This window comes from Saccharothrix hoggarensis (genome assembly GCF_052936025.1).
In genome coordinates this window covers 16,373-39,997 of the sequence record NZ_CP193624.1, presented here as the reverse complement: position 1 = coordinate 39,997, position 23,625 = coordinate 16,373, and the positions used below count along the sequence as shown (strand labels likewise).

At 71.9% G+C, this 23,625-nt stretch carries 21 protein-coding genes and 1 tRNA gene; 12 read left to right on the top strand and 10 right to left on the bottom strand.

Going from position 1 to position 23,625, the window contains the following annotated elements:
- Positions 1–38: 38 nt before the first annotated feature.
- From ACRAKH_RS00190 to ACRAKH_RS00180, 3 genes are read right to left on the bottom strand one after another with little or no spacing between them, the layout of a single operon-like run.
- Positions 39–824 carry an SDR family NAD(P)-dependent oxidoreductase gene (locus ACRAKH_RS00190; protein WP_380724172.1) on the bottom strand — a complete coding sequence of 262 codons (786 nt, stop codon included), beginning with the start codon at positions 822–824 and terminating at the stop codon, positions 39–41.
- 16 nt (positions 825–840) lie between these two features.
- The gene (locus ACRAKH_RS00185) at positions 841–2,013 is read right to left on the bottom strand and encodes an MFS transporter (protein WP_380724190.1); all 1,173 of its coding nucleotides are present in this window, start codon (positions 2,011–2,013) and stop codon (positions 841–843) included.
- A gap of 47 nt (positions 2,014–2,060) precedes the next feature.
- On the bottom strand, positions 2,061–3,302 hold the full coding sequence (locus ACRAKH_RS00180; RefSeq protein ID WP_380724173.1) for a glycoside hydrolase family 1 protein: 1,242 nt from the start codon (positions 3,300–3,302) through the stop codon (positions 2,061–2,063).
- A gap of 120 nt (positions 3,303–3,422) precedes the next feature.
- On the opposite strand from ACRAKH_RS00180, the gene ACRAKH_RS00175 reads away from it, so the two are divergent.
- Positions 3,423–4,037 carry a TetR/AcrR family transcriptional regulator gene (locus tag ACRAKH_RS00175; protein WP_380724174.1) on the top strand — a complete coding sequence of 205 codons (615 nt, stop codon included), beginning with the start codon at positions 3,423–3,425 and terminating at the stop codon, positions 4,035–4,037.
- 9 nt (positions 4,038–4,046) lie between these two features.
- Here the strand turns inward: ACRAKH_RS00175 and ACRAKH_RS00170 are convergent, their stop codons facing one another.
- A complete protein-coding gene (locus ACRAKH_RS00170; RefSeq protein ID WP_447009545.1) occupies positions 4,047–5,234 on the bottom strand; it encodes an amino acid deaminase/aldolase in 1,188 nt (395 codons plus the stop codon).
- Between the two features lie 70 nt (positions 5,235–5,304).
- On the opposite strand from ACRAKH_RS00170, the gene ACRAKH_RS00165 reads away from it, so the two are divergent.
- Positions 5,305–6,582, top strand: coding sequence for a D-arabinono-1,4-lactone oxidase (locus ACRAKH_RS00165; RefSeq protein ID WP_380724176.1), 1,278 nt, complete (start codon positions 5,305–5,307; stop codon positions 6,580–6,582).
- Between the two features lie 15 nt (positions 6,583–6,597).
- On the opposite strand, the gene ACRAKH_RS00160 is transcribed toward ACRAKH_RS00165, so the two are convergent.
- From ACRAKH_RS00160 to ACRAKH_RS00150, 3 genes are all read right to left on the bottom strand, one after another.
- Positions 6,598–7,230 (bottom strand): NAD(P)H-binding protein, encoded by a 633-nt coding sequence (locus ACRAKH_RS00160; RefSeq protein ID WP_380724177.1) that lies wholly within the window; start codon positions 7,228–7,230, stop codon positions 6,598–6,600.
- A 14-nt stretch (positions 7,231–7,244) separates the two neighbouring features.
- Entirely contained in the window at positions 7,245–7,862 is a 618-nt protein-coding gene (locus tag ACRAKH_RS00155) for a hypothetical protein (RefSeq protein ID WP_380724178.1), read from the bottom strand.
- 783 nt (positions 7,863–8,645) lie between these two features.
- Positions 8,646–8,731: transfer RNA gene (locus ACRAKH_RS00150), tRNA-Leu, on the bottom strand.
- Positions 8,732–8,847: 116 nt separating this feature from the next.
- On the opposite strand from ACRAKH_RS00150, the gene ACRAKH_RS00145 reads away from it, so the two are divergent.
- The 7 genes from ACRAKH_RS00145 (at position 8,848) to pknB (ending at position 18,425) form a co-directional block, all read left to right on the top strand.
- Positions 8,848–10,032 (top strand): FhaA domain-containing protein, encoded by a 1,185-nt coding sequence (locus ACRAKH_RS00145; protein ID WP_380724191.1) that lies wholly within the window; start codon positions 8,848–8,850, stop codon positions 10,030–10,032.
- A 67-nt stretch (positions 10,033–10,099) separates the two neighbouring features.
- Entirely contained in the window at positions 10,100–10,561 is a 462-nt protein-coding gene (locus ACRAKH_RS00140) for an FHA domain-containing protein FhaB/FipA (protein ID WP_380724179.1), read from the top strand.
- Positions 10,558–11,955 carry a PP2C family protein-serine/threonine phosphatase gene (locus tag ACRAKH_RS00135; RefSeq protein ID WP_380724180.1) on the top strand — a complete coding sequence of 466 codons (1,398 nt, stop codon included), beginning with the start codon at positions 10,558–10,560 and terminating at the stop codon, positions 11,953–11,955. The genes ACRAKH_RS00140 and ACRAKH_RS00135 overlap by 4 nt, the downstream gene beginning before the upstream one ends.
- A 4-nt stretch (positions 11,956–11,959) precedes the next feature.
- Positions 11,960–13,423, top strand: a complete 1,464-nt coding sequence (locus ACRAKH_RS00130; RefSeq protein ID WP_380724181.1) for an FtsW/RodA/SpoVE family cell cycle protein — start codon at positions 11,960–11,962, stop codon at positions 13,421–13,423.
- The gene (locus tag ACRAKH_RS00125) at positions 13,420–14,883 is read left to right on the top strand and encodes a peptidoglycan D,D-transpeptidase FtsI family protein (protein WP_380724182.1); all 1,464 of its coding nucleotides are present in this window, start codon (positions 13,420–13,422) and stop codon (positions 14,881–14,883) included. Before ACRAKH_RS00130 ends, ACRAKH_RS00125 begins: the two co-directional genes overlap by 4 nt.
- The gene (locus ACRAKH_RS00120; RefSeq protein WP_380724183.1) at positions 14,883–16,343 is read left to right on the top strand and encodes a protein kinase domain-containing protein; all 1,461 of its coding nucleotides are present in this window, start codon (positions 14,883–14,885) and stop codon (positions 16,341–16,343) included. The genes ACRAKH_RS00125 and ACRAKH_RS00120 overlap by 1 nt, the downstream gene beginning before the upstream one ends.
- A gap of 72 nt (positions 16,344–16,415) precedes the next feature.
- On the top strand, positions 16,416–18,425 hold the full coding sequence (pknB, locus tag ACRAKH_RS00115) for a Stk1 family PASTA domain-containing Ser/Thr kinase (RefSeq protein ID WP_380724184.1): 2,010 nt from the start codon (positions 16,416–16,418) through the stop codon (positions 18,423–18,425).
- 68 nt (positions 18,426–18,493) lie between these two features.
- Here the strand turns inward: pknB and ACRAKH_RS00110 are convergent, their stop codons facing one another.
- Entirely contained in the window at positions 18,494–19,138 is a 645-nt protein-coding gene (locus ACRAKH_RS00110; protein ID WP_380724185.1) for an aminodeoxychorismate/anthranilate synthase component II, read from the bottom strand.
- A gap of 65 nt (positions 19,139–19,203) precedes the next feature.
- Here ACRAKH_RS00110 and ACRAKH_RS00105 point away from each other — a divergent pair, with 65 nt between their 5' ends.
- Positions 19,204–20,559 carry an FAD-dependent oxidoreductase gene (locus ACRAKH_RS00105; protein WP_380724186.1) on the top strand — a complete coding sequence of 452 codons (1,356 nt, stop codon included), beginning with the start codon at positions 19,204–19,206 and terminating at the stop codon, positions 20,557–20,559.
- 2 nt (positions 20,560–20,561) lie between these two features.
- Here ACRAKH_RS00105 and ACRAKH_RS00100 read toward each other — a convergent pair whose 3' ends face one another.
- Complete coding sequence (locus tag ACRAKH_RS00100) at positions 20,562–20,720, bottom strand: hypothetical protein (protein WP_170185175.1); 159 nt, start codon at positions 20,718–20,720, stop codon at positions 20,562–20,564.
- Positions 20,720–22,309 carry a class E sortase gene (locus ACRAKH_RS00095; RefSeq protein ID WP_447009544.1) on the bottom strand — a complete coding sequence of 530 codons (1,590 nt, stop codon included), beginning with the start codon at positions 22,307–22,309 and terminating at the stop codon, positions 20,720–20,722. Before ACRAKH_RS00095 ends, ACRAKH_RS00100 begins: the two co-directional genes overlap by 1 nt.
- Positions 22,310–22,713: 404 nt before the next feature.
- Between ACRAKH_RS00095 and crgA the strand changes: the two genes are divergently transcribed.
- Together crgA and ACRAKH_RS00085 are read left to right on the top strand one after the other, a co-directional pair.
- Positions 22,714–22,980 carry a cell division protein CrgA gene (gene crgA, locus ACRAKH_RS00090; RefSeq protein WP_053714567.1) on the top strand — a complete coding sequence of 89 codons (267 nt, stop codon included), beginning with the start codon at positions 22,714–22,716 and terminating at the stop codon, positions 22,978–22,980.
- Between the two features lie 216 nt (positions 22,981–23,196).
- Positions 23,197–23,610: a PH domain-containing protein gene (locus tag ACRAKH_RS00085; protein ID WP_380729748.1), complete on the top strand. Its 414-nt coding sequence runs from the start codon at positions 23,197–23,199 to the stop codon at positions 23,608–23,610.
- The last annotated feature ends 15 nt before the right edge of the window (positions 23,611–23,625 follow it).

Genomic DNA, 23,625 nt, shown 5'->3' with positions numbered 1-23,625 from the left:
TGGGTCGGCGGTGGGCGCGGGCCAGCGGCGGGCGCGGGTCAGCGGTGGGTGCCGGTCCGCCAGGTCAGGTAGCCGGTGAGCCCGGGGAACAGGCGGCCCGCCACGTCGAACGCCTTGAGCTGCCACGGGAAGACCACCTCGTCCAGGTCCCGCTCGACGGCCCGCCCGATCCGCGTCGCGACGTCGTCCGGCGTCACGGTGGGGATGAGCCGGGCCAGCGCCGGGATGCGCTCCTCCGCGCCGGGGTTGTTGGCGAAGTACCGGCTGCTGACCTTGCCGGGCACGACCTCGCTCACGCCGACGCCGGTGCCGCGCAGGTCCAGGCGCAACGCGGCGGTCAGCCCGCGCAGCGCGTAGCGGGACGCCGCGTAGCCCGTCGCGCCGGGGATCGGCAGCCGGGACACCGGCGAGTTGACGTTGACCACGCGCCCCGAACCGCGGGCCCGCATGCCGGGCAGGAACTCGCGGGTCAGGTGCAGTGCGGCGGTGAACGGCAGGGCGATCATCCCGGCCAGCTCGGCGGTCGGGGTGTCGTCGAGGAACAGCCAGCGGCCGACGCCCGCGTTGTTCACCAGCACGTCCGGCACGCCGACCTCGGCGACGACCCGTTCGGCGAGCGCGCCGATCCCGTCGACGTCCGCGAGGTCCGCCGGAACGGCCACCGCACGCCCACCGGTCGCCCTGATCCGTTCGACGTGCCGGTCGAGCGCTTCGGCGCCCCGTGCCACGAGCACGACAACCGCACCGCGCCTCGCGAGCGTCAGGGCGGTCGCCGCGCCGATGCCCTGCGACGCGCCGGTCACCACGACCGCTCTACCCGCCAACCGCAACGTTCTCCCCCTATGCCACCGATCGGACCCTGGTCACGAGCACGGCCGCGCACAGCGTGGCCGCCGCGGAGACGGCGAACAGGCCGCGGTACCCGCCGAGGGCCGCGAGCACGTACGTCGTCAGCAGCGGGGCGACCACCTGGGGCAGCGAGTTCGCGATGTTCAGCACGCCGAGGTCCTTCGCGCGGTCGGACGCGGCGGGCAGGACCTGCGTGAGCAGGGCGAGCGCCACCGCCCAGTACCCGCCGAAGCCGACCCCGAGCAGCGGCGCCGCGACGAGGGCCGCGGTCCACGTGGGCCAGGCGGCGAGCAGGAGCGCGGCGGACGCCATCACGCCGGCCGCGAGCAGCACGTACGGCCGGCGGCGGCCGGTGCGGTCGGAGCGGGCGCCGACGGCGAACGCGCCGATCGCCAGCGCCGCGCCGTAGAGCAGCATCAGCACCAGCAGGCCGTCCTCGGGCGACGGGTGCCGGACGACGTCGCCGAGGAAGTACAGCAGGTAGAGGGTGCCGAACGCGTTCCCGAGGTTGATCATGAAGTGGGCGGCCCAGGCCCAGGCGAAGTCGGGGTGCCGCCTCGGCGAGACCCACAGCTCGCGCCACCGCAGGGCGGGGCGGGCGGCGACCGGCAGCCGGACGTCCGGCGTGATCAGGACGAACGCCAGCGCGCCCGCCACGACCACCGCCGCGCACGCCAGGTACCCCGCCGGCAGGCCGCTGACCAGGACCGTCACCACGACCGCGCCGAGCACCGTGCCGAGCATCTGGGAGACGCCGACGAGCCCGCCGACCTTGGCCCGCTGCCGCACGGGCACGCGGTCGGGCACGGCGGAGGTGAGGCTGGCGAGCATCCCGTTCAGCCCGGCCTGCACCAGGCACCACCCGATCACCATCACCCCGACGGAGGACGCCGACGACAGCACCACCAGCCCGACCGCGCCGAGCAGCGCGCCGGCGAGCGTCCACGGGTGCCGGCGGCCGAACCGGGACGTGGTGCGGTCCGACGACAGCCCGATCAGCGGGTTGGCGATCAGCGCGACCACCGCGCCGACGCCCGTGACCAGGCCGAACACGGCTTCCTTGCCGGCCGCGTCGACCAGTTCGGCCTGCTGCGGCAGGAGCACCTGGATGGGGGCGTAGACGGCGAGCCACAGCCCGAGGTTGGCCAGGAACAGCCACGTCATCCACGACCGGCGGACGGGGACGACCGGTTCGGCCAACGCCTCCGCCGTCACTGCCTGATCCGATCGCGGTACCACTCGTAGGAGGCACGCGGTGTGCGTTGTTGCGTCGCGTAGTCGACGTGGACGAGCCCGAACCGTTGCGAGTACCCGGAGTCCCACTCGAAGTTGTCCATCAAGGACCAGACGAAGTACCCGCGCGCGCCGGCCTTCACGGCTTCGGCGATGTGCCCGTCGAGGTACGCGATCCGCTCGGTGTCGTCGAGGGAGTGGGGGTAGCTGCACCCGCTCTCGGTCACGTAGACGGGCGGCAAGTCGACAAAGCGATCTCGCAACAGTGAGATCATCTCCGACAGGCCGGACGGCACGACCGGCCAGCCGAAGCCGGTCTTCGGGTACTCCTCGATCTCGACCAGCTCGAACGGCAGCGGGTTGCCCTCGGACGGAGTCCGCAGCCGGGTCGGGTTGTAGTAGTTCACGCCGTAGAAGTCGAGCGGCGCGGCGACGATCGCCAGGTCGCCGTCCACGATCGGCAAGCGGTCGGCGAGCGCGTCCGGGTAGCGCCCGGCCAGCTGCGCGTCGGCGTAGAGCCAGTTGTGCAGGTCGGAGTACGCCTCGGCGGCCGGGACGTCGGACGGACCGGCGGGCCACGCGGGCGTGTGGTTGTTGGCCGTGCCGATCGCGCGCGCCCCGGCGGACCGCAGCGCGCCCGCGGCCAGCCCGTGCGCCAGGTTGAGGTGGTGCGCGGTGGGCAGCGCGTCGTACAGGAGGGCCTTGCCCGGCGCGTGCTGCCCGACGGCGTACCCGAGGAGCGTCACCATCGCGGGCTCGTTGATCGGGATCCACATCGCGACCCGGTCGGCCAGGCGCGCGCCGACCGTCCCGGCGTACTCCGCGAACCGGTGGGCGGTGTCGCGGTGCAGCCAGCCGCCGGCCCCCTCGACCGCGACGGGCGTGTCCCAGTGGTACAGCGTGGCGACGGGCGCGATGCCGGATTCCAGCAGCTCGTCCACGAGCCGGTCGTAGAACTCCAGGTCGCCCGCGAGGACCCGCGGCCACGACACGGAGAACCGGTAGGCGCCGACGCCGAGGGACCGCATCAGCCCGACGTCCTCGCGGTAGCGGTGGTAGTGGTCGCACGCCACCGAGGCGTCCTGCCCCTCGAACGCCGGGAACGCGTCCCACACGGACGGCTGCCTGCCGCCGGCGGTGAACGCGCCCTCGATCTGGAAGGCGGAGGTCGAGACGCCCCAGAGGAAGTCGGCGCCCAGGACGTCGTCGGGACGGGTCACGCGTACCTCCCAGAACGTGAAAGTCATTCGGATCGTAGGCGTGTTGCGCCCCGAAGTGAAGTGGAATGGTCCACCACCGGGCACTATGGAGACCCGCCAACTTTTTCCGCAGGAGTCGCCGTGACCAGTACGACCCCGTTGCGCCGCCAACCGGTGCAGCAGCGCAGCGCCAAGCGCGTCGAGCGGATGCTCGAAGCCTGTGCCCTGCTCATCGAGGAGGTCGGCTACGACGGCGTCACGACAACGCTGATCGCCGAGCGCGCGGGTGTCGCGGTCGGCTCGCTGTACCAGTTCTTCCCGGACAAGCGGGCCGTCGTGCAGGCGCTGACCCTGCGCAACCTGGAGAAGTTCATCCAGACGGTGGACGGCCGGTTCACCTCCACCACGCTGGAGCACTGGTGGGACGCCGTGGACTCGATCTTCGACGTCTACGTCTCCATGCACCGCGAGGTGCCCGCGTTCTCCAAGCTGCACTTCGGCGACGTGGTGGACATGCGGCTGCTGGACGACCGGCGCGACAACAACACCGTCATCTCCGACCGCATCGCCGAGATGATCTCGACCAAGTTCGGCATCCCCCTGGCCGAGCTGCAGCTGCCGATCTCGATCGCGGTGGAGGCGGCGGACGGCGTGCTGAACCTGGCGTTCCGCCGCGACCCGGCCGGCGACCAGCGCATCCTGGACGAGGCCAAGGCCCTGGTCCGGGGCTACCTGTCGACCAGGTTGCCCGACTAGGTCCGAAGTTCAGCCGAACGAGTGCCCTTCGCCCCGGTAGGTGGGCACGGTCCGCTCCACCACGTCACCCCTCACGACGTGGTAGTGCGTGAACCGCTCGGCCAGTTCACCCGCCTTGGCGTGACGCAGCCACACGCGGTCGCCGAGCCGCAGCGCGTCGGCCGCCCGGCCCACCACCGGGGTCTGGACCTCGCCCGCGCCCTCCATCGGCAGCAGCCGCAGCCCGACCGGCAGGTACGGCGTCGGTTGGCGGTCGGCGGTGGCGGTGCCCGAGGCGATGTAGCCGCCCGCGAACACCGTGGCCACGTGCCGCTTCGGCCGGCGCACCACGGGCAGCGCGAACAGCACGGCGGGTCTGGGCCGGAACCCGCGGTAGCCGTCGAACAGCGTCGGCCCGATCAGGCCCGAGCCCGCCGCGAGCTCGGTGACCGACGGGTCGGCGGCGGTGACCTCCAGGCTGCCCGTGCCGCCGCCGTTGACGAACTCGAGCTCGGCGACCCGGCGCACGGCGGCGACCGCGGCCGCCCGGCGGTCGACCAGCTCGGCGGCGGAGCGGCGTTGCATCCACCGCAGCGCCGCGCCGCGCAGCGGCTTGCCCGGCGGCTGGTCGCCGAGGCCCGCGATCTGCCCCTCGTACGCCATCACGCCGACGAGCCGGAACCCCGGCCGCCGCGCGATCGCCTCGGCCAGAGCGCGCGCTTCGCGTGCCGTGTGCACGGGAGAACGCCGTGGGCCGATGTGCAGGCCCGGCAGCGGCCGCCACGACACGTCCAGCTCCAGGCACACCCGGACCTCCGGGTGGTGGGCGCCGAGCACGGCGTCGACCAGGTCGAGGTGCGCCGTCGAGTCGACCACGACGGTGATCCGCCCGAGCGCCTTGTCGTCCTCCGCGAGCCGGGTCAACGCCTCCTGGTCGACGGTCGGGTACGCGACGAGGAGGTCTTCGGACAGGTCCACCGAGGACAGCCACAGCGCCTCGGCCAGCGAGTAGCACATGACCCCCGCGAACCCCGGCCGTTCGAGCACCCTCTCCAGCAGCGCGCGGACGCGCACGGACTTGCTCGCCACCCGGATCGGCCGCCCGCCCGCGCGGCGCGCGAGGTCGGCCGCGTTGCTGTCGAAGGCGTCCAGGTCGACGATCGCGAACGGAGGATCGTGCTCCTTCGTCGCGGCGTCGAGGCGCGTGCGGGGCTGCATGGGCTCACGGTACTTGAAAGGTGAATAGCTTTCACCTACGGTTCGTGGATCGCGTCGCACCGGAGGTGGCATGGGAACGCCGTGGACGAACTGGGCGCGCACCGCGTCCGCGAACCCACACCGCGTGGAGCACCCGGCGAGCGTCGACGAACTCGCCTCCGTCGTCACGGGGGCGTCCGCCGTGCGCCCCCGCGGCAGCGGGCACTCGTTCACCGACATCGCCGTCGCGCCCGGCGTCGCCGTCGACCTCGACGCGTGGACCGGCATCTCCGACGTCTCCGACACGCTCGTCACGGTCCGGTCCGGCACGACGCTGCACCAGCTCAACGCCCTGCTCGACGTGCTCGGGCTGGCCCTGGCGAACCTCGGCGACATCGACGCGCAGACCGTCGCGGGCGCCATCTCCACCGGCACCCACGGCACCGGCGCGAAGCTGGGCGGCCTCGCCACCCAGGTCGTCGCGTTGGAGCTGGTCCTCGCCGACGGCACGGTGGCGCGCTGCTCCGCCGACGAGCGCCCCGACCTGTTCCACGCCGCCAGGGTCGGCCTCGGCGCGCTCGGCGTGATCAGCACGGTCACCCTCCGGTGCGTGCCCGCGTTCGTGCTGCACGCCCGCGAGTCGCCCGGCCGGCTGGACGCCGTGCTCGACGAGTTCGACCACCTCACCGCGGTCGAGGACCACGTCGAGTTCCACTGGTTCCCGCACTCCGACCGGGTGATCCTGAAGCGGAACAACCGGGTGGACGAACCCGCCGCCCCGCTGTCCCCGCTGCGCCGGTTCTACGAGTACGAGGTGCTGGAGAACGGCGCGTTCGGGCTGGTCTGCAAGCTGGCGCGAGCCGTGCCCGCCACCACCAGGGCGCTCAACCGGGTGTGCGGCTCGGTCGTCTCCGAACGGGTCTACCGGGACGTGTCGCACCGCGTGTTCGTCACGCCGCGCCGGGTCCGGTTCGTGGAGAGCGAGTACGCGGTGCCGCGCAACGCGCTGCACGACGTGCTGCGGGAGCTGCGCGCGGCGGTCGGCCGGCTCGACCACGGCGTCATCGTGCCGGTGGAGGTCCGCGTCGCGCAGGGCGACGACATCTGGCTGTCGACCGCGCACGGCCGCGACACCGCCTACGTCGCCGTCCACCAGTACCTCGGCATGCCCTACCGGCGGTACTTCGACGCGTTCGAGAAGATCGCGGGCGCGGTCGGCGGGCGGCCGCACTGGGGCAAGCTGCACGGCCTCGCCGCCGACGCCCTCCGCGACCGCTACCCGCGCTTCGACGACTTCCGCCGGGTCCGCGCCGAGGTCGACCCCACCGGCAAGTTCGCCAACGCCTACCTGGACCGGGTGCTGGGCTGACCCCGACCGCCCGCGTCAGAACGCGTCGGCGATCGGGGTCCGGCCGCTGATCAGCTCGTAGGTCCGGCGCACGGTGCCGGGCCGGTCCAGCAGGGCCACCACGACGGCCGCCACGTCGCCGCGCGGTACGGAACCCCGTAGGGGCGTCTCGGCCAGCTCGACGAGGCCGGTCGGCTCGTCGTCGGTCAGCCGGCCGGGCCGCAGGATCGTCCAGTCGAGGTCGCGGTCGCGCAGGTCGTCCTCGGCGGCGCCCTTGGCCGCCAGGTAGGCGTCGAACACCTCGTCACCGGTCGTCCGGCCGATGCCGGTGGCGCTGATCTGGATGAACCGCCGCACGCCCGCCCGTTCGGCGGCCTCGGCCAGCAGCGCCGAAGCGCCGCGGTCCACGGTGTCCTTGCGCGCCACCCCGCTGCCGGGCCCGGCGCCCGCGGCGAACACCGCCGCGTCCGCGCCGGTCAGGAGTTCCGCGACCGAAGCGACGTCCGTCGCCTCCAGGTCGCAGTGGACGGGGACCGCGCCCGCGTCCGTGACGTCCGCGAAGTGGTCGGGGTTGCGCACCAGCGCCGTGGCGCTGTCACCCCGTGCGGCCAACAGCCGCTCCACCCGCAACGCGATCTTGCCGTGCCCGCCCGCGATCACTACCCGCATGGTCCGACCGTAGGTCAGGACGCGGTCGCCAGCACCTGCTCGTAGACCAGTTCGTTCACCCAGCGGGTGGTCGCGGTGTCCTCGACCGGCACCGTCTCGTTGCGACCCGCGACGTCCGTGCTCAGCTGCCGCTCGTCGTCCGCCAGCAGCACGGAGACGCCGTAGCGGCGCACCCGCGGCAGGCAGTTCGCCAGGTAGTCGTGCGTGAACGCGACCGACGTCGGCAGCACCGCGGCGGCGTTGCCGAACCGCGCGAACGGCACCGCGGAGGCCAGCGCGGTCCGCCAGTGCCGGGCCACCGCCAGCACGCCGACGATCCGCACCGCGGCGGGCGGCACGCGGCCGTCCATCTCGGGCCACACCCACGTGGACACCGTCGTCCGGTCCGGCTCGGGGGCCGCGCCCAGGCACACCCGCTCGGCGTGCGCGTCGGCCAGCAGCTCCGCGACCACGATCACCTTGCGCCCCATGAGGACCATCTCGGGCAGCACCACGCCGTGCCAGCCGAGGCGGACCGCCGCCGCGGCGGCCAGCTCCTCGACGGAACCGGGCAGTTCGGGAACCGGAACCGCGGTCGCCGACAGCGCCCTGGCGTTGTCGGTGTCCGCGATCCGTGCTGGTGTGCTGCTCACGCCAGGGCCTCCTCGGCAACCACGGCGGTCGATCCGCCGCGTTCGACTCGTGCTCTGGGTAAGGCGTACCAGGTGGGGACGGTCGCACCCCCTGGCCGACGGGCCTCCTGCGATCGGCGGCGTCGAGCGGTCGGTAACCGGTCGCCGACCGCAGAAGGGACTTCGGTCCGGCGGTGCTGCCGTCTGGGTGACCCCCGTGCCCCGGTGACCCGGCAAGTCGTGCCCAGCGTGTGCGTGGCTCGCCTGGAACGGCCCCCGCCGGCCCGCCCCGAACCGCATCGGCCACCCCACCGCGACCGCTCGCCGCACGAAATCGACCGACCGCCCGCAGCCACCGTGTCGTGCCACCGGAACGCCGCCCGCCACCCGTCGCGCGGCCCACCCCGAAGGGTCGTGCGACCGCGTCGGGGCGGCGGTGAATTCGGCGCTCGGGGACGCCCGCGGACTCCGCCGGATTCACGCGGATCGCAAAGGACGTGGCGGATGCGACACGCACGACGACAACCGGTGACAATTCCGCCTTCGCCCGCGGGCGGCCCGCGGACTCGTCACCGCGCGAACGTCGAACCGGAGTAACGCTTATCACACACGGCCGGGTCGCGAATGGTCGAACGAGACCGGACGGGCACGGTAGGCCGAACGAGTGATATCGCGGAAGACCCCACGCGACCCGGACCACCCCGCACAGCACTGAGGCCCCGCGGTTGCGGGGCCTCAGCGTGTGAACTTGGTGATCGAATCCGGTGAACCGGATCGACCGGGGGCTGATTCGCATCAGCCCTCTGGTGGGCGAGGGGGGAGTTGAACCCCCACGTCCTTTCGGACACACGGACCTGAACCGTGCGCGTCTGCCATTCCGCCACTCGCCCGGAGCGACGTGGAGAACACTAGCATGGTCCCCGTCCGGGTTACCAATTGCCCCGTGTACCGCCACCTCACCCCGGATACGATCGGTCAGAGAAGTCGACCGGGTCGGAGGGTTGCCGTGGGCCTCGTACAGCGCTTCGAGCGCCGTCTCGAAGGCATCGTCGGCAACACCTTCGCGCGTGTGTTCGGCGGCAACGTCGTCCCGCAGGAAGTGGCCCAGGCACTGCAGCGGGAGGCCGAGAGCAACATCCGCCAGCTGGCGGGTGGCAGGCTGCTCGCGCCGAACCACTTCCAGGTCCTGCTGGGTCCGCAGGACCACGATCGGCTTGCCGGGGACGGCCAGGATGAACTACGCATCACCCAGCTTCTGGGGGACTCCATCCGGGAGCACCTCGAAGAGAGCGGATGGGATACCTATGGTGACGTCGTAGTCTCCCTGGAGCGCTCCGACGCGCTGCACACGGGACAGTTCCGAACCAGCTCGTCCGTCGACCCCGACGTGAAAGTTGCCAGCCGACGGTCAGCACCACCTCGCACTGCAGGAGACGGATCCATGAGCCAGCCTCCCGGCTACGGACAAGGACAGGGCCAGCCCGCCTACGACCCCTATGCACAGGGCGGCTACGGCCAGCAGCAGCAGGGCTACGACCAGCAGGGTTACGGCCAGCAGCAACCGGGCTACGACCAGGGCTACGGCCAGCAGCCGAGTTACGACCAGGGTTACGGCCAGCAGCAGCCCGGCTACGACCAGGGCTACGGCCAGCAGCCGGGTTACGACCAGGGCTACGGCACGCAGCAGCCCGGCTACGGCCAGCCCGGCTACGACCAGGGCTACGGCACCCAGCAGCCCGGGTACGACCAGGGTTACGGCCAGCAGCCCGGCTACGACCAGGGCTACGGGCAGCAGCCCGGCTACGGCCAGCCCGGGTACGACCAGGGCTACGGCCAGCAGCCCGGCTACGGCGACCCGGCCCAGGGCTACGCCCCGCCGGCGGTCCAGTCCGGTCCCCGCCAGCTGAACGCGACGCTGCACCTGGACGACGGTTCGAACCGCACCTACAACCTCAAGCAGGGCGGCAACGTGGTCGGCCGCGGGCAGGAAGCGGACTTCCGACTTCCCGACACCGGGGTCTCCAGGAGGCACCTGGAGATCACGTGGGACGGGCACAGTGCAATGCTCGCTGATCTCGGTTCGACAAACGGCACCACGGTGAACGGCACTCCAGTGCAGACTTGGCAGCTCGCGGAAGGCGACGTCGTCCGCATCGGCCACTCCTCGCTGGTGTACCGCACCCAGGGCTGACCAGCAGGTCTGGCGTGTCGAGTCGGGCGTGGCGTAGCGGCACTCAAGTCAGGAGCGGTTACAACCGGTGCCAGAGCTGGTGATGCAGCTGACCAGAGCGGGTTTCCTCGTCCTGCTCTGGTTGTTCGTGTTGGCTGCGCTTCGAGTCGTCCGCTCCGACCTCTACGCGGCGTCGGGGCTGCGCGTGCCGACGCCGAAGTTCGGCAGAGGCGCCGCCAAGGCCGCCAAGGGCAACAAGGCGGCCCGGCAGCTCGTCGTCACGCACGGCGCGCTGGCGGGCACGCGCATCTCCCTGGACGGCAGGCCGATCCTGATCGGTCGCGCCGACGACTCCACGCTCGTGCTGGACGACGACTTCGCGTCGACCAGGCACGCGCGGCTGTCGATGCGCGGTACCGACTGGTACGTGGAGGACCTGGGCTCCACGAACGGCACCTATCTCGACCGGGCGAAGGTCACGGCCCCACTCCGGGTCCCGCTCGGCTCCCCGATCCGAATTGGCAAAACGGTGATCGAGCTGCGCTCATGACCCTCGTCCTCCGATACGCGGCCCGCAGCGACCGGGGCCTGGTCCGTTCGAACAACCAGGACTCCGTGTACGCGGGCCCCCGCCTGCTCGCACTCGCCGACGGCATGGGTGGCCACGCCGCGGGCGAGGTCGCCAGCAAGGTGGTGATCGCCGCCCTGGCGCCGCTCGACGACGACGAGCCGGGCGACGACCTGCTCGGCCAGTTGCGCGACGCGGTGATCGCGGGCAACGGCGCCATCTCCGAACTCGTGCAGAGCGACCCCGACCTGGACGGCATGGGCACCACGCTCACCGCCGTGCTGTTCGCGGGCAGCAGGCTCGGCATGGTGCACATCGGCGACTCGCGCGCCTACATGTTGCGCAACGGCACGTTCACGCAGATCACGCACGACGACACGTTCGTCCAGTCGTTGATCGACGAAGGCCGCATCACCGAGGAGGAGGCGGCCACGCACCCGCAGCGCTCGCTGCTGCTGCGCGCGCTGACCGGCCACGAGGTGGAGCCGCGGCTGATGGTGCGGGAGGCCCGTCCGGGCGACCGCTACCTGCTGTGCTCCGACGGCCTGTCCGGCGTGGTCAGCATGGAGACGCTGGACGAGGCGATCCGCATCCCGGACCCGCAGGCGTGCGCGGACCGGATGATCGAGCTCGCGCTGAAGGGCGGCGGCCCCGACAACGTGACGGTCGTCGTCGCCGACGTGGTCGACGTCGACTTCGGGGACGACGCGCCCATCGTGGGCGGCGCGGCCGGCGACGGCAGCGAGGACCCGCCTCCCCCCGACTCGCCCGCCTCGCGGGCGAGTTCCATCACCGGACCCCGGCCGATCCCGCAGCGGGTCGAGCCGGTGCAGCCGCCGCCGGACCCCCGGAGGGCCCGCAACAACCGGTTGAAGGCGCTCGCGCTGGTGGTGTTCCTGCTGCTCCTGGTCGCGGGCGCCGGCCTGGCGACGCGCTGGTACGTGCTGCGCCAGTACTACGTGGGCGCGGCGGAGAACGGCGAGGTGTCGGTCTTCCGCGGGGTCACCGGCAGCGTGTTCGGCTTCGACCTGCAGCGCCGGGTGGAGGGCTCGTGCCCGCCGGGCGCGCAGGCGTGCGAGCCGATCATGGTGGACGACCTGAAGGTCGCCATCCGGAACGTGGTGCGCAACGGCATCACCGACGTGGACGGCCTGGAGGACGCCCGGGAGGAGATCCGCCGGCTGCGCACCGAGCAGACGCTGCCGTTCTGCCCGAAGGACAGCCCGGAGGGCAGCACCGGGGCCACGACGGCGACGTCCACCACGGCCCAGCCGTCGGCGGCGTCGTCCGAGGCGCCGCCGACCACCACCGTCGAGGGGACTCCCCTCACCACGCCCGTGCAGAAGCCGGGCACGGATTGCCGAAAGGGTCAGTAGTCGCATGGGTTCGCCGGTCCCCGGCGCGGAGGGCACACCGCTCGCGGCGGCGAGCAGCACGTCGCCCGGGTTGAAGCCGCCCACGCGACGCAGCACGGAACTGTTCATGCTGGCGTTCGCCGCCATCCTGGTGACGGGCGCCCTGATCCTGGTGGAGGCGAACCAGGAGCAGGAACTCAGCATGCGCATCCTGTGGCTGGGGCTGGCGTACCTGGGCCTGCTGACGGTGGCGCACCTCGCGGTGCGCACGTGGGCGCCCTACGCCGACCCCGTGATCATGCCGTGCGTGGCGCTGCTCAACGGCCTGGGCCTGGTCATGATCCACCGGATCGACCTGGCCATGGCGGACGTGAAGCTGCCCGGCGGCGGCGTGTGGTCGCCCGCCGCGCCGAAGCAGGTGCTGTGGACGGCGATCGCGCTGGTGCTGTTCTGCACCGTGTTGAAGGTGCTGTCCGACCACCGCACGCTGGCCCGCTACGGCTACACGGCCGGCCTGCTCGGCCTGGTGGCGCTGGTGCTGCCCGGTGTGCTGCCGAGCTTCATCGCACCGGAGATCAACGGCGCGAAGATCTGGCTGAGCTTCGGCGCGTTCTCCATCCAGCCGGGTGAGTTCGCGAAGATCCTGCTGATGGTGTTCTTCGCCGCGTTCCTGGTGTCGAAGCGGGACCTGTTCACCATCGCGGGACGCCGGGTGATCGGCCTGGACCTGCCGCGCGCCCGCGACCTGGGTCCGCTGATCGCCGCGTGGGCGGTCGGCGTGAGCATCATGGTGCTGCAGAAGGACCTGGGCAGCTCGCTGCTGTTCTTCGGCATCGTGCTGGTGCTGCTGTACGTGGCGACCGAGCGGGCCGCGTGGGTGGTGCTGGGCGTGGTGATGTTCTGCGTCGGCGCCTTCGTGGCGTGGAGGCTGTTCGGGCACGTCCAGATCCGGGTGCAGAACTGGCTGGACCCGTTCGCGGACCCCACCGACGCGGGCTACCAGATCGTGCAGTCGCTGTTCGGGCTCGGCACGGGAGGCATGTTCGGCGCGGGCCTGGGCGGCGGCCGGCCGGACCAGATCCCGGAGGCGAACACCGACTTCATCACGGCCGTGATCGGCGAGGAGCTGGGCTTCGTCGGGCTGGCCGCGGTGCTGCTGATCTACACCGTGCTCGCGATGCGCGGCATGCGCGGCGCCCTCGCCGTGCGGGACACGTTCGGCAAGCTGCTCGGCGGCGGCCTGGCGTTCGCGGTGGCGTTCCAGATCTTCATCGTCGTGGGCGGCGTGACGAAGCTGATCCCGATGACGGGCATCACCGCGCCGTTCCTGTCCAAGGGCGGCTCGTCGCTGCTGGCGAACTACATCCTGGTGGCGCTGCTGCTGCGCATCTCGGACGCGGCGCGCGCGCCGAAGTCGACGCCGAAGCCCCGGCCGCAGCAGCCGGCCATCGCCGACCAGTTCACAGTCATGGTGGAGCGTCCGAAATGAACACACCGCTCCGCCGGGTCGGCCTCGTCATGATGGCGATGATGCTCCTGCTGTTGGGCAACGCCACGTACGTGCAGGTCATCAAAGCCGACGACTACCGCAAGGACCCGCTCAACCGCCGGGTGATCCTGGACCAGTACTCGCGGGAACGCGGCCAGATCATCTCCGCGGACGACGTGCCGCTGGCCGGCGTGCAGCGGGTGGACGACCGGCTGAAGTACCTGCGCACCTACGCCAACGGCCCGGTGTTCGCGCCGGTGACCGGCTACTTCTCCACGCTGTACGGCGCGGGCGGGCTGGAACGCGCCGAGGACGACCTGCTCAACGGCTCCGACGACCGGCTGTTCGCGCGCCGGGTGTCGGACCTGATCACCGGCCGCGATCCCAAGGGCGGCAGCCTCCAGCTGACCATCGACGCGCGGCTGCAGCAGGCGGCGTACGAGCGGCTGCAGGGTGTGACCGGCACGGTGGTGGCGATCCGGCCGCAGACCGGCGAGATCCTGGCGATGGCGAGCACCCCGTCGTACGACCCGAACGTGCTCGCGAGCCACGACGTGGACGTGCAGGAGCAGGCGTGGGTCGGCCTCGACGCCGACAAGTCCAAGCCGATGCTCAACCGCGCGATCCACGAGAACTACCCGCCCGGTTCGACGTTCAAGCTGGTGGTGACGGCGGCGGCGCTGGCCGAGGGCAAGAACAAGGACAGCGAGGTCGACGGCCGCCCGGTGATCACGCTGCCGGGCACGAACACCCCGCTGCCGAACTTCAACGACACCGTCTGCGGCAACGGCGTCACCGCGTCGCTGCAGGAGGCGCTGGCCAAGTCGTGCAACACGGCGTTCGCGGTGCTGGCCGCCGAGCTCGGCGCGGACAAGCTGCGCGACCAGGCGGCCAAGTTCGGCATCGGCGAGCAGGACCTGTCGATCCCGCTGTCGGTGGTGCCCTCGACGCTGGGGCCGATGACGGAGAAGCCCGGGATCTACCAGACGGGCATCGGCCAGAAGGACGTCCGGGTGACGCCGCTGGCCAACGCGGTGATGGCGGCGACCATCGCCAACGGCGGCGTGCGGATGCAGCCGCACCTCATCGGCAAGATCCTGGCGCCCGACCTCCAGGTGATCAGCGAGACCAAGCCGGACGAGGTCGACGACGCCATGGAGCCCGAGCACGCCGAGGCGCTGCGCGACATGATGATCGCCTCGGAGAACAACACCGGCGGTGGCGGCAAGCTCAGCGGCGTGACCATCGCGTCCAAGACCGGCACCGCCGAGCACGGCGAGGACGTGCGCTCGACCAACCCGCACGCCTGGTACGTGGCCTTCGCGCCGGCCGAGAAGCCGGAGATCGCGATCGCGGTGATCGTCGAGAACGGCGGCCAGCAGGGCCTGTCCGCCACCGGCGGCCGCGTCGCCGCGCCGATCGGCCGTGCGGTCATCGGCGCGTACCTCGGGGGACGCTGATGCTGACCTCCGGCCAGTTGCTCGCCGAGCGGTACCGCCTGAGCAGGCGGATCGCGGTCGGCGGCATGGGCGAGGTCTGGGAGGCCGACGACACCCGGCTGGACCGGAAGGTCGCGGTGAAGGTGCTGAAGGCGGAGCTGAGCGGCGACGCCGAGTTCCTCAACAGGTTCCGGATCGAGGCGCGCACCACGGCGTCGCTCAACCACCCCGGCATCGCGGCGGTGCACGACTACGGCGAGACCGCGTCGATCCCGGACGGCCCGGAGGACACCGCCTACCTGGTGATGGAGCTGGTCGAGGGCGAGCCGCTGGCGGCGATCATCGCCCGCGGCAGGCTGAACGCCGACCGCACGCTGGACGTGCTGGAGCAGGCGGGCAACGCGTTGCAGGCGGCGCACGAGCGCGGGCTGGTGCACCGGGACGTGAAGCCGGGCAACATCCTGGTGACGCCCACCGGCAAGGTGAAGATCACCGACTTCGGCATCGCGAAGGCCGCGGACGCGGCGCCCGTGACGCACAGCGGCATGGTCATGGGCACCGCCCACTACATCGCGCCCGAGCAGGCGCTGGGCCACGCCGCCGAGCCCGCGTCGGACGTGTACGCGCTGGCCGTGTGCGGCTACGAGTGCCTGACGGGCCACCGGCCGTTCCGGTCGGAGAACGCGGTGACGGTCGCGATGATGCACATCCGCGACATCGCGCCGCCGCTGCCGCCGGACGTGCCGCCGGGCCCGCGGGCGCTGATCGAGGCGACGTTGGTGAAGGACCCGCGCCAGCGCTACCGCAACGGCGGCGAGTTCGCGTCCGCGGTGAGCGCGGTGCGCGCGGGCCAGCCGCTGCCCGCGCCGTCCGGCCTGGCGATGGCCGTCGGGTCGCCGCCGATGGCCCCGCCGCTGACGCCGCAGCCCATGACTCCCCCGCCCGGTCAGCACACGCATTCGGGCCTCCCGGTGACCCACCCGGGGTCGCGTCCGGGCATGCAGCCCGTCCCACCAGCCATGAACACTCCGCACACGGGCGCTTTCCGTCCGTTGCCGCCCGGAGCCAGGCCACCGGGGCGCAATCGCGCCGTGGTGTGGGTTATGGTCGCTGTGCTGGTGGTCGCGTTGCTGGTGTTGGGCGTGGTCACGTTGCGCTGGGCGCTGCGGGGCCAGGCGTCGCCCGAAGGGGCGTCGCCGAGCGGGACGAACCAGCCGGGCGCCACGAGCGCCCGCCCGCTCGACGACTCCACCGATCGGCTCCCCGGCAAACCGAAGGTGACGATCACGAAGTCGGACTACGTCGACCTCCCGGTGGACGAAGTCGCGAAGATGCTCTCCGGGTACGGCTTGTCGCCCGAGGTGCACTCCGAGGACGGGGGCGCGCCGCGGGACGAGGGGCGGTGCCTGGTGTCGGACCTGGCGCCGACCGGTGAGGTTGCGATCGGCTCACGGGTCACGGTGACGTGTGTACCGACCTAACGCCGAAACGGTACGACAGCGAACGCAAGGCTTGATGGTGAGACCGTTGACGAGGAGCGGGACGAAGCACTGATGAGCACTCCGCGACTGCTCTCCAACCGCTACGAACTGGGTGAGACCCTCGGCTACGGCGGCATGTCGGAGGTGCACAAGGGGCGGGACGTCCGGCTCGGCCGCGACGTTGCCATCAAGGTCCTCCGCGCCGACCTCGCCCGTGACACCCAGTTCCAGGAGCGGTTCCGTCGCGAGGCCCAGAACTCGGCCGCGCTGAACCACCCCGCCATCGTCGCGGTCTACGACACCGGTGAGACGCAGACCGAGTACGGCCCGCTGCCCTACATCGTCATGGAGTTCGTCGACGGCCGCACGCTGCGCGACATCGTGAAGACCCAGGGGCCGCTGTCGGGCAAGCGGGCCATGGAGGTCATGGCCGACGTGTCGGCCGCGCTGGACTTCAGCCACCGGCACGGCATCGTGCACCGCGACGTCAAGCCCGCGAACGTCATGATCACCCGCTCGGGCGCGGTGAAGGTGATGGACTTCGGCATCGCGCGGGCCGTGCACGACGGCCAGGCCGCGGTGACGCAGACGGCCGCCGTGATAGGGACCGCGCAGTACCTGTCGCCGGAGCAGGCCCGCGGCGAGGCCGTGGACGGCCGGTCGGACGTGTACGCGTCGGGCTGCGTGCTGTTCGAGCTGCTGACCGGCGAGCCCCCGTTCACCGGCGACTCGCCCGTCGCGGTGGCGTACCAGCACGTGCGGGAGGACCCGAAGCCCCCGTCGACGCTGAACCCGAAGGTGACGCCGGCGCTCGACGCGATCGTGCTCAAGGCGATGGCCAAGGGGCCGGCGAACCGCTACCAGTCGGCCGCCGAGATGCGCGCCGACCTGGTGCGCGTGCTGTCCGGCCAGCGCCCGTCCGCGCCCGCCGTGATGACGCCCGAGGACCGCACCGCGGTGCTGAACCAGTCCTCGTCGCCGCGCACGGAGGTCTCCACGGGCGGCAGGCACCGGCCGTCGGCGCTGCGCGAGGAGGCCGCCGAGTACGACCCGCTGGCGGAGGAAGAGGAGGAGCGGCGCGCCCGGCGCAAGAAGACGATCATGGTCACGCTGGTCGTCCTGCTGTGCATCGCCGTGCTCGCCCTCGCCACCTGGATCACCACGACGTTGCTCAACAGCGAGGACAACGCCGCGGCGCCGGACAAGGTCAAGGTGCCGCAGCTCGTCGGCATGACGCAGGTCGCCGCCCAGGACGCGATCCGGGACGCCGAGCTGGTCGCCGGCGAGGTGCGGACGGTGCACTGCCAGCCGGGCAACACGCCCGCCTGCGGCCCGGACGACATCGGCAAGGTCGTGGAGACCGACCCGCCCGCGAACCGCGAGGTCGGCAAGCGCACCCCGGTCGTGCTCGTCGTGGGCGACAAGCCGGAGGAGCTGGCCGTCCCGGACCTGACCGGGCTGACGCCGCAGGACGCGCAGAAGAAGCTCGAAGCCGAGAGCTGGGTGTTCCAGCAGGCCCAGGACACGATCGAGACCGACGACCCGAAGCTGGTCGGCAAGGTCGCCGAGCAGGTGCCGAACCCGGGCACCACGGCGGCCAAGGGCAGCACGATCACGGTGAAGCTGGGCAAGGCGCCGGACACCGTGCAGCTGCCCGACGTGACCGGCCAGACCGTCGCCAACGCCAAGGCGACGCTGGAGGGCAACGGGTTCAAGGTGCAGACCAAGGACGTCGACAGCGCCGAGGACCAGGGCGAGGTCGTCGGCCAGAACCCCGCGCCGGGCCGGGTCGCGAAGGACACGCTGGTCACGTTGAGCGTGTCGAAGAACAACCAGTTCCTCATGCCGGACCTGCGCGGGCTCACCGAGAACCAGGCCCGGACCAAGCTCAGCCAGGCCGGGTGGACCGGCAACGACCTCACGGTCAGCGGCAAGGAGACGGTCAACGACCTGACCCAGGACAAGAAGATCCTGACCCAGGAGATCGCCCCGAACACGCCGGTCGGCAAGAACGCCCGGATCAACGTGGTGCTCGCCGAGTTCCGCGTCGGCGGGGGCGGCGGACCGACCTCGACGAGGTAGCGACCTCGCGGCAGACGACGAAGGCCCCCTCCGCGCGGAGGGGGCCTTCGCGTTCGTCAGGGGTCGGCCTACCTCTGGCGGGCCGCCGCGGCGAGTTGGCGCATGCCGTTCTCGAGGTGGGAGACGGTGCCCTCGGGCACCTCGAAGCCGCACACCGCGAGCCAGTTGGCGAGCATCCGGTGACCGCCGTCGGTCAGCACGGACTCGGGGTGGAACTGGACGCCCTCCACCGGGAGCTCGCGGTGGCGCATGGCCATCACGACGCCGGACTCGGTGCGGCCGGTCACCTCGAACTCGGCCGGGATCGTGTCCGGCAGCACGGTGAGCGAGTGGTAGCGGGTCGCCGTGAACGGGTTCGGCACCCCTTGGAGCACACCGGCGCCCGTGTGGTGCACCACACTGGTCTTGCCGTGGAGGAGTTCCGGGGCGAGGTCGACCGTGCCGCCCCACACCGCTCCGATGGCCTGGTGGCCGAGGCACACCCCGAGCACCGGCACGCCCGTGTCCGCGCAGTGGCGGATCACGTCCATGCTCCTGCCCGCCTTGTCGGGCGTGCTCGGACCTGGGCTGACGAGGACGCCACCGACCTCGCCGACCTCGTCCAGCTCGACCGCGTCGTTGCGCCGGACCACGCACTCGACGCCGAGCTGGGCCAGGTACTGGACGAGGTTGTAGACGAAGCTGTCGTAGTTGTCGACCACGAGCACGCGCATGCCGCCAGCGTAGCCGTGACGAACCTCTCGCCAGAAGTGAGCTTAGGCTCACCTAACGTTGAGGTATGACACGTTCCCTGCGCGTCGCCGTCGTCGGCGCCGGTCCCGCCGGCATCTACGCCGCCGACATCCTGACCAAGGCCGTCGCCGAGTCCGGCGGCACGGTGGGCATCGACCTCTTCGAGCGCATGCCCGCGCCGTACGGCTTGATCAGGTACGGCGTCGCGCCGGACCACCCGCGCATCAAGGGCATCGTCAACGCCCTCCAGCGCGTGCTGGACCGGCCGGGCATCCGGTTCTTCGGCAACGTCGAGTACGGCGTCGACCTCAAGCTCGACGACCTCCGGCACTTCTACGACGCCGTCGTGTTCTCCACCGGCGCGGACAAGGACCGGCCGCTGGACGTCCCCGGCATCGACCTCGACGGCTCGTACGGCGCGGCCGACTTCGTCTCCTGGTACGACGGCCACCCCGACGTCCCGCGCACCTGGCCGCTGCGGGCCCGCGAGGTCGCCGTGCTCGGCGTCGGCAACGTCGCGCTGGACGTCGCGCGCATCCTGGCCAAGACCGCCGACGAGCTGTTGAGCACCGACATCCCGGACAACGTCTACGACGGCCTCCGGGCGAGCCCGGTCACCGACGTGCACGTGTTCGGCCGCCGCGGCCCCGCCCAGGCCAAGTTCACCCCGCTGGAGCTGCGCGAACTCGACCACTCGCCCAACGTCGAGGTGGTCGTGCACCCCGAGGGCATCGACTTCGACGCGGCGAGCATGGCGGCGATCCGGTCGAACAAGCAGGTCGAGATGGTCGTCCGGACGCTCCAGGAGTGGGCGATCCGCGACGTCGGCGACCGGCCGCGCCGGCTGCACCTGCACTTCCTCGAAGCGCCGGTCGAGGTGCTCGGCGAGACCCGGGTGACCGGCCTGCGCACCGAGCGCATGGAGCTGACCGGCGACGGCGGCGTCCGCGGCACCGGCGAGTTCACCGACTGGCCCGTGCAGGCCGTCTACCGCGCCGTCGGGTACCGGTCCACGAACCTCGCCGACCTGCCGTTCGACCACGCGTCCGGCACCGTGCCGCACCAGGCGGGCCGGGTGCTCGACCTGGACGACCGCGCCATGCCCGGCGTCTACGTCACCGGCTGGATCAAGCGCGGGCCGATCGGGCTCATCGGCCACACCAAGGGCGACGCGCTGGAGACCGTGACCAGCCTGCTCGCCGACGCGCCGGGGCTGCCGGTCGCGCCGAGCCGCGAGCCGGACGCCGTGGTGCGGTTCCTGGAGCAGCGCGCCGTGCCGTTCACCACCGTCGACGGCTGGCGCAGGCTCGACGCGCACGAGATCGCCCTCGGCGCGGCCCGCGACCGCGCCCGGATCAAGGTCGTGGACCGCGAGGAGATGACCGACATCTGCCGGTCATAGCCCTACTGGGGCGTGGTGACGTTGTTGAACGGCAACTTCGGCTCCGCCCACGGGAACACCACGAACATCAGCAGCGCCACCACCCCGGCCACGAGCACCAGCGCTTCCAGGACGCGCACGGGCAGCGGGCCGGGGAGGTGCCGCCAGATCCACCCGTACATCACTGCTCCTTCATCTCTTCGGGCACGAAGCCGGGGGCCTTGGGGTAGCTCATCGTCAGCACGGCGTGCACGATCAGCCGCTGCTTGTCGGAGAACCGCGGGTGGCACGTCGTCAGCGTCATCAGCGCCGCCTGCTGCGCCACCGGCACCTCTCCCTCGAAGCCGGGCACCGGGTTGATCACCTCGCCGTCGGTGGGCAGCACGATCTGCTGGCCGACCGCCTTCTCGTACGGCGCGCCGAGCGGCTTGACGTTCGCGCACTTGGGGTTCGCCTGCTTCTCCGCCCAGCCGGCCACCTCGCTCGACTTGGGCAGCATCCGGTAGACGAACCAGTGGGTCTGCGTCTCGACCAGGATCGCGTCGCAGGAGCTGAGCAGGTCGAGGTCGTTGAACGGGGCGCCCTTGCCGACCCGGTGGCCCGCGACGGAGAAGTTGCCCGGGTCGCCCGGCAGCGCGGTGCCCTTGTAGTGGCCGGGCCCGATCTCCAGGTCCTTGTCCGTGGTGCCCTCGACGATGGAGAACTTGTAGTCCGGGCCGAACACCGGGATGTACATCTTGGCGAACGCCTGGCCGTCCAGCAGGTCGTACTGGACCTTCCGCTGCTCGTCCACCTCGACGGTGTTCGAGTTCCACTGGTCGTCCAGCGCCTGCGTGGCGTCGTCCTGCTTGCCCGCCGAGATGAGGTCCGTGACGTACACCTCGTAGACGACGAACAGCAGGATGACCAGGCCCGCCGTGATCAGCAGCTCGCCGATCGCGCGGACGGTCTTGCGCGCCGTGCTGTCGCGGGGCGGCGGCCGGTCGTCCTCGTAGTCGTCGTCTTCGTCCGCGTAGTAGTCGTCCTCGTACGCGTCGTCGGCGTAGTCCTCGTAGTCGTCGTCGTAGTCGTCCACGGGCGCGATGACCTCGGTGGGCGGTTCGACCGGGCGGGGACGGCGCGGCGGCGCGGGCGGGCGACCGCCGGGAGGCGGCGGGAGGCTGCCGGAGAACGCGTTCGTGTAGCGGGTGGCGTCGGCGTCCGGCGTCGGCCGGGGACGCGGGCCGGGCGAGGGCGGCGCCCCGTTGAGCCGTGCGCCCAGGTCGCCAGACGGGCGGGGCTCGTCCGGGACGTGACGTCGGCCGACGGGTTCGGGCCTCGGCGGCACGTCGTCCCGCCGCGCACGGCGACCCGCCGGCGGCTCGGCGGGGAGTTCTCCGCGCGCGCCCAGCTCGTCGCGCAGCGGGTGCACGTACGCGGTCTCGGCCGGCGGCGGCACGGGCTCGCGCCGGGCACGTCGACCGGCCGGCGGCTCGGGGTACGTCCGCTCCACGGGCACGTCGTCCCGGCGCGCACGCCTGCCCGCAGGCGCCACCGGCTCGACGTACGGTGGCTCGACCCGGGGCGGCACCTCATCCCGGCGCGCCCGTCGACCACCGGCCGGCTCGACCGACCCAGGCTCGGCATACCCGGGCTCGGCGTACGGCGGCACGTCGTCCCGCCGCGCACGCCTGCCCGCGGGCAGGACCGGCTCCGGGTACGGCGGCTCGGCACGGGGCGGCCGGGGGTCGGCCGGGCGGAAACCCCCCGGTGGCGTCGCCGGCCGGTCCACATCACCCGTCCGGACGACCGGGCGGGCGAAGCCACCGGGCGGCGTGGCCGGACGGGCGAACCCGCCGGGCGGGGTGAGGGGCCGATCGGCGCCGCCGACCCGGCCCGCAGCGCCGGGAGGAGTGGCCGGCGGGGGGAAACCACCTGGTGGCGTGGGTGGCCGGTAGCCCGGCGGGGGCTGCTCGCCGGGGGTCCGGGGTGGCTGGGGTCCGGGTCGTGGCGGCCGGCCCGGCGGGCCGCCTTGCGGCGGAGGCGGGTCGTAGCTCACCGGAAAACCTCCCAAACCGAACGTTCCAGGACTACACGGTGCTTCAGGGACCTGCTCGGTTACGTTAACGTGTTCATCCAGCAGTGGACGTGAACTCGCGCCACTGGAGGCCTATCCACCCGTCAGGCGAGGACAGCATGCCCAAGTCCAAGGTCCGCAAGAAGGCCGTCTACACGGCGCCTGCCGATCGCCGCACCCCGGTGAAGGTCAAGGCAGCGGGGCCGTCGCACCCCGTCTACGTCGCCGTGATGCTCGGCATGATGCTGTTGGGGCTGGCGTGGCTGGTGGTCAACTACATCGCGGGCGAGAAGGTCCCGGTGATGATGGACCTCGGGTCCTGGAACTTCGGCATCGGATTCGCCCTGATGATCGTCGGCTTGCTGATGACCATGAAATGGCGCTGACCACGCGCTACGCCGAGTGGCCGACGGCCCGGACGTGCACCACGTCCGGGCCGTTCCACGTTCCCCGGTAGTTCACCTGGTTCACCGGACGGTCACCGAAGCACACGGGTGTAAGTCATCCCCAATGGGGACAACTCCTGTGGACAACTTTGCGCCAATTTGCACAAGCCCCGGTCGGGGGCTCCAGTTGTCCACAAGTGCGGCAGACTCGGAAGCGTGAACCCACCGCGTTCCTGGTCACCCCAACCCGGCATGGTCGGCCTCGCCTGGGGCCTCGCCGCCGTGTCACTGCTGGTCACGATCATCGGCTCCGACCCGACCGGTCGGGTCTTCCTGTGCCTCGCCACGCTGCTCCTGCTCGCGCTGGGCGCCTACGGCACCTTCGTGCGCCCGAGGCTCCTGGTGGACGACTCAGGGCTCACCGTGCGCACCCTGACGGGCGCCAGGCTGCTGCCCTGGCACGAGGTGAAGGTCCGCCTGGCCCGCACCCGCCGGCTGGGCCGGGAAACGGCCACGCTGGAGCTGGACTGGAAGCGCGGCGAGGACGAGGAGCTGTTCGTCTTCACCCCGATGGACCTCGGCACCGACCCGCGCGACGTGGCCGACGTCCTCCACGCCCTCCGACCGTAGGACCGCCACGTCCGG

Excerpts from the sequence above, each read along its gene's own strand:
- ACRAKH_RS00165 (WP_380724176.1), top strand. The coding sequence starts at position 5,305 with ATGGGAACGCCGTGGACGAACTGGGCGCGCACCGCGTCCGCGAACCCA.
- ACRAKH_RS00120 (WP_380724183.1), top strand. The coding sequence starts at position 14,883 with ATGCTGACCTCCGGCCAGTTGCTCGCCGAGCGGTACCGCCTGAGCAGG.
- crgA (WP_053714567.1), top strand. The coding sequence starts at position 22,714 with ATGCCCAAGTCCAAGGTCCGCAAGAAGGCCGTCTACACGGCGCCTGCC.
- ACRAKH_RS00160 (WP_380724177.1), bottom strand. The coding sequence starts at position 7,230 with ATGCGGGTAGTGATCGCGGGCGGGCACGGCAAGATCGCGTTGCGGGTG.
- pknB (WP_380724184.1), top strand. The coding sequence starts at position 16,416 with ATGAGCACTCCGCGACTGCTCTCCAACCGCTACGAACTGGGTGAGACC.
- ACRAKH_RS00125 (WP_380724182.1), top strand. The coding sequence starts at position 13,420 with ATGAACACACCGCTCCGCCGGGTCGGCCTCGTCATGATGGCGATGATG.
- ACRAKH_RS00100 (WP_170185175.1), bottom strand. The coding sequence starts at position 20,720 with ATGTACGGGTGGATCTGGCGGCACCTCCCCGGCCCGCTGCCCGTGCGC.
- ACRAKH_RS00135 (WP_380724180.1), top strand. The coding sequence starts at position 10,558 with ATGACCCTCGTCCTCCGATACGCGGCCCGCAGCGACCGGGGCCTGGTC.
- ACRAKH_RS00170 (WP_447009545.1), bottom strand. The coding sequence starts at position 5,234 with ATGCAGCCCCGCACGCGCCTCGACGCCGCGACGAAGGAGCACGATCCT.
- ACRAKH_RS00105 (WP_380724186.1), top strand. The coding sequence starts at position 19,204 with ATGACACGTTCCCTGCGCGTCGCCGTCGTCGGCGCCGGTCCCGCCGGC.
- ACRAKH_RS00185 (WP_380724190.1), bottom strand. The coding sequence starts at position 2,013 with ATGACGTGGCTGTTCCTGGCCAACCTCGGGCTGTGGCTCGCCGTCTAC.
- ACRAKH_RS00110 (WP_380724185.1), bottom strand. The coding sequence starts at position 19,138 with ATGCGCGTGCTCGTGGTCGACAACTACGACAGCTTCGTCTACAACCTC.
- ACRAKH_RS00130 (WP_380724181.1), top strand. The coding sequence starts at position 11,960 with ATGGGTTCGCCGGTCCCCGGCGCGGAGGGCACACCGCTCGCGGCGGCG.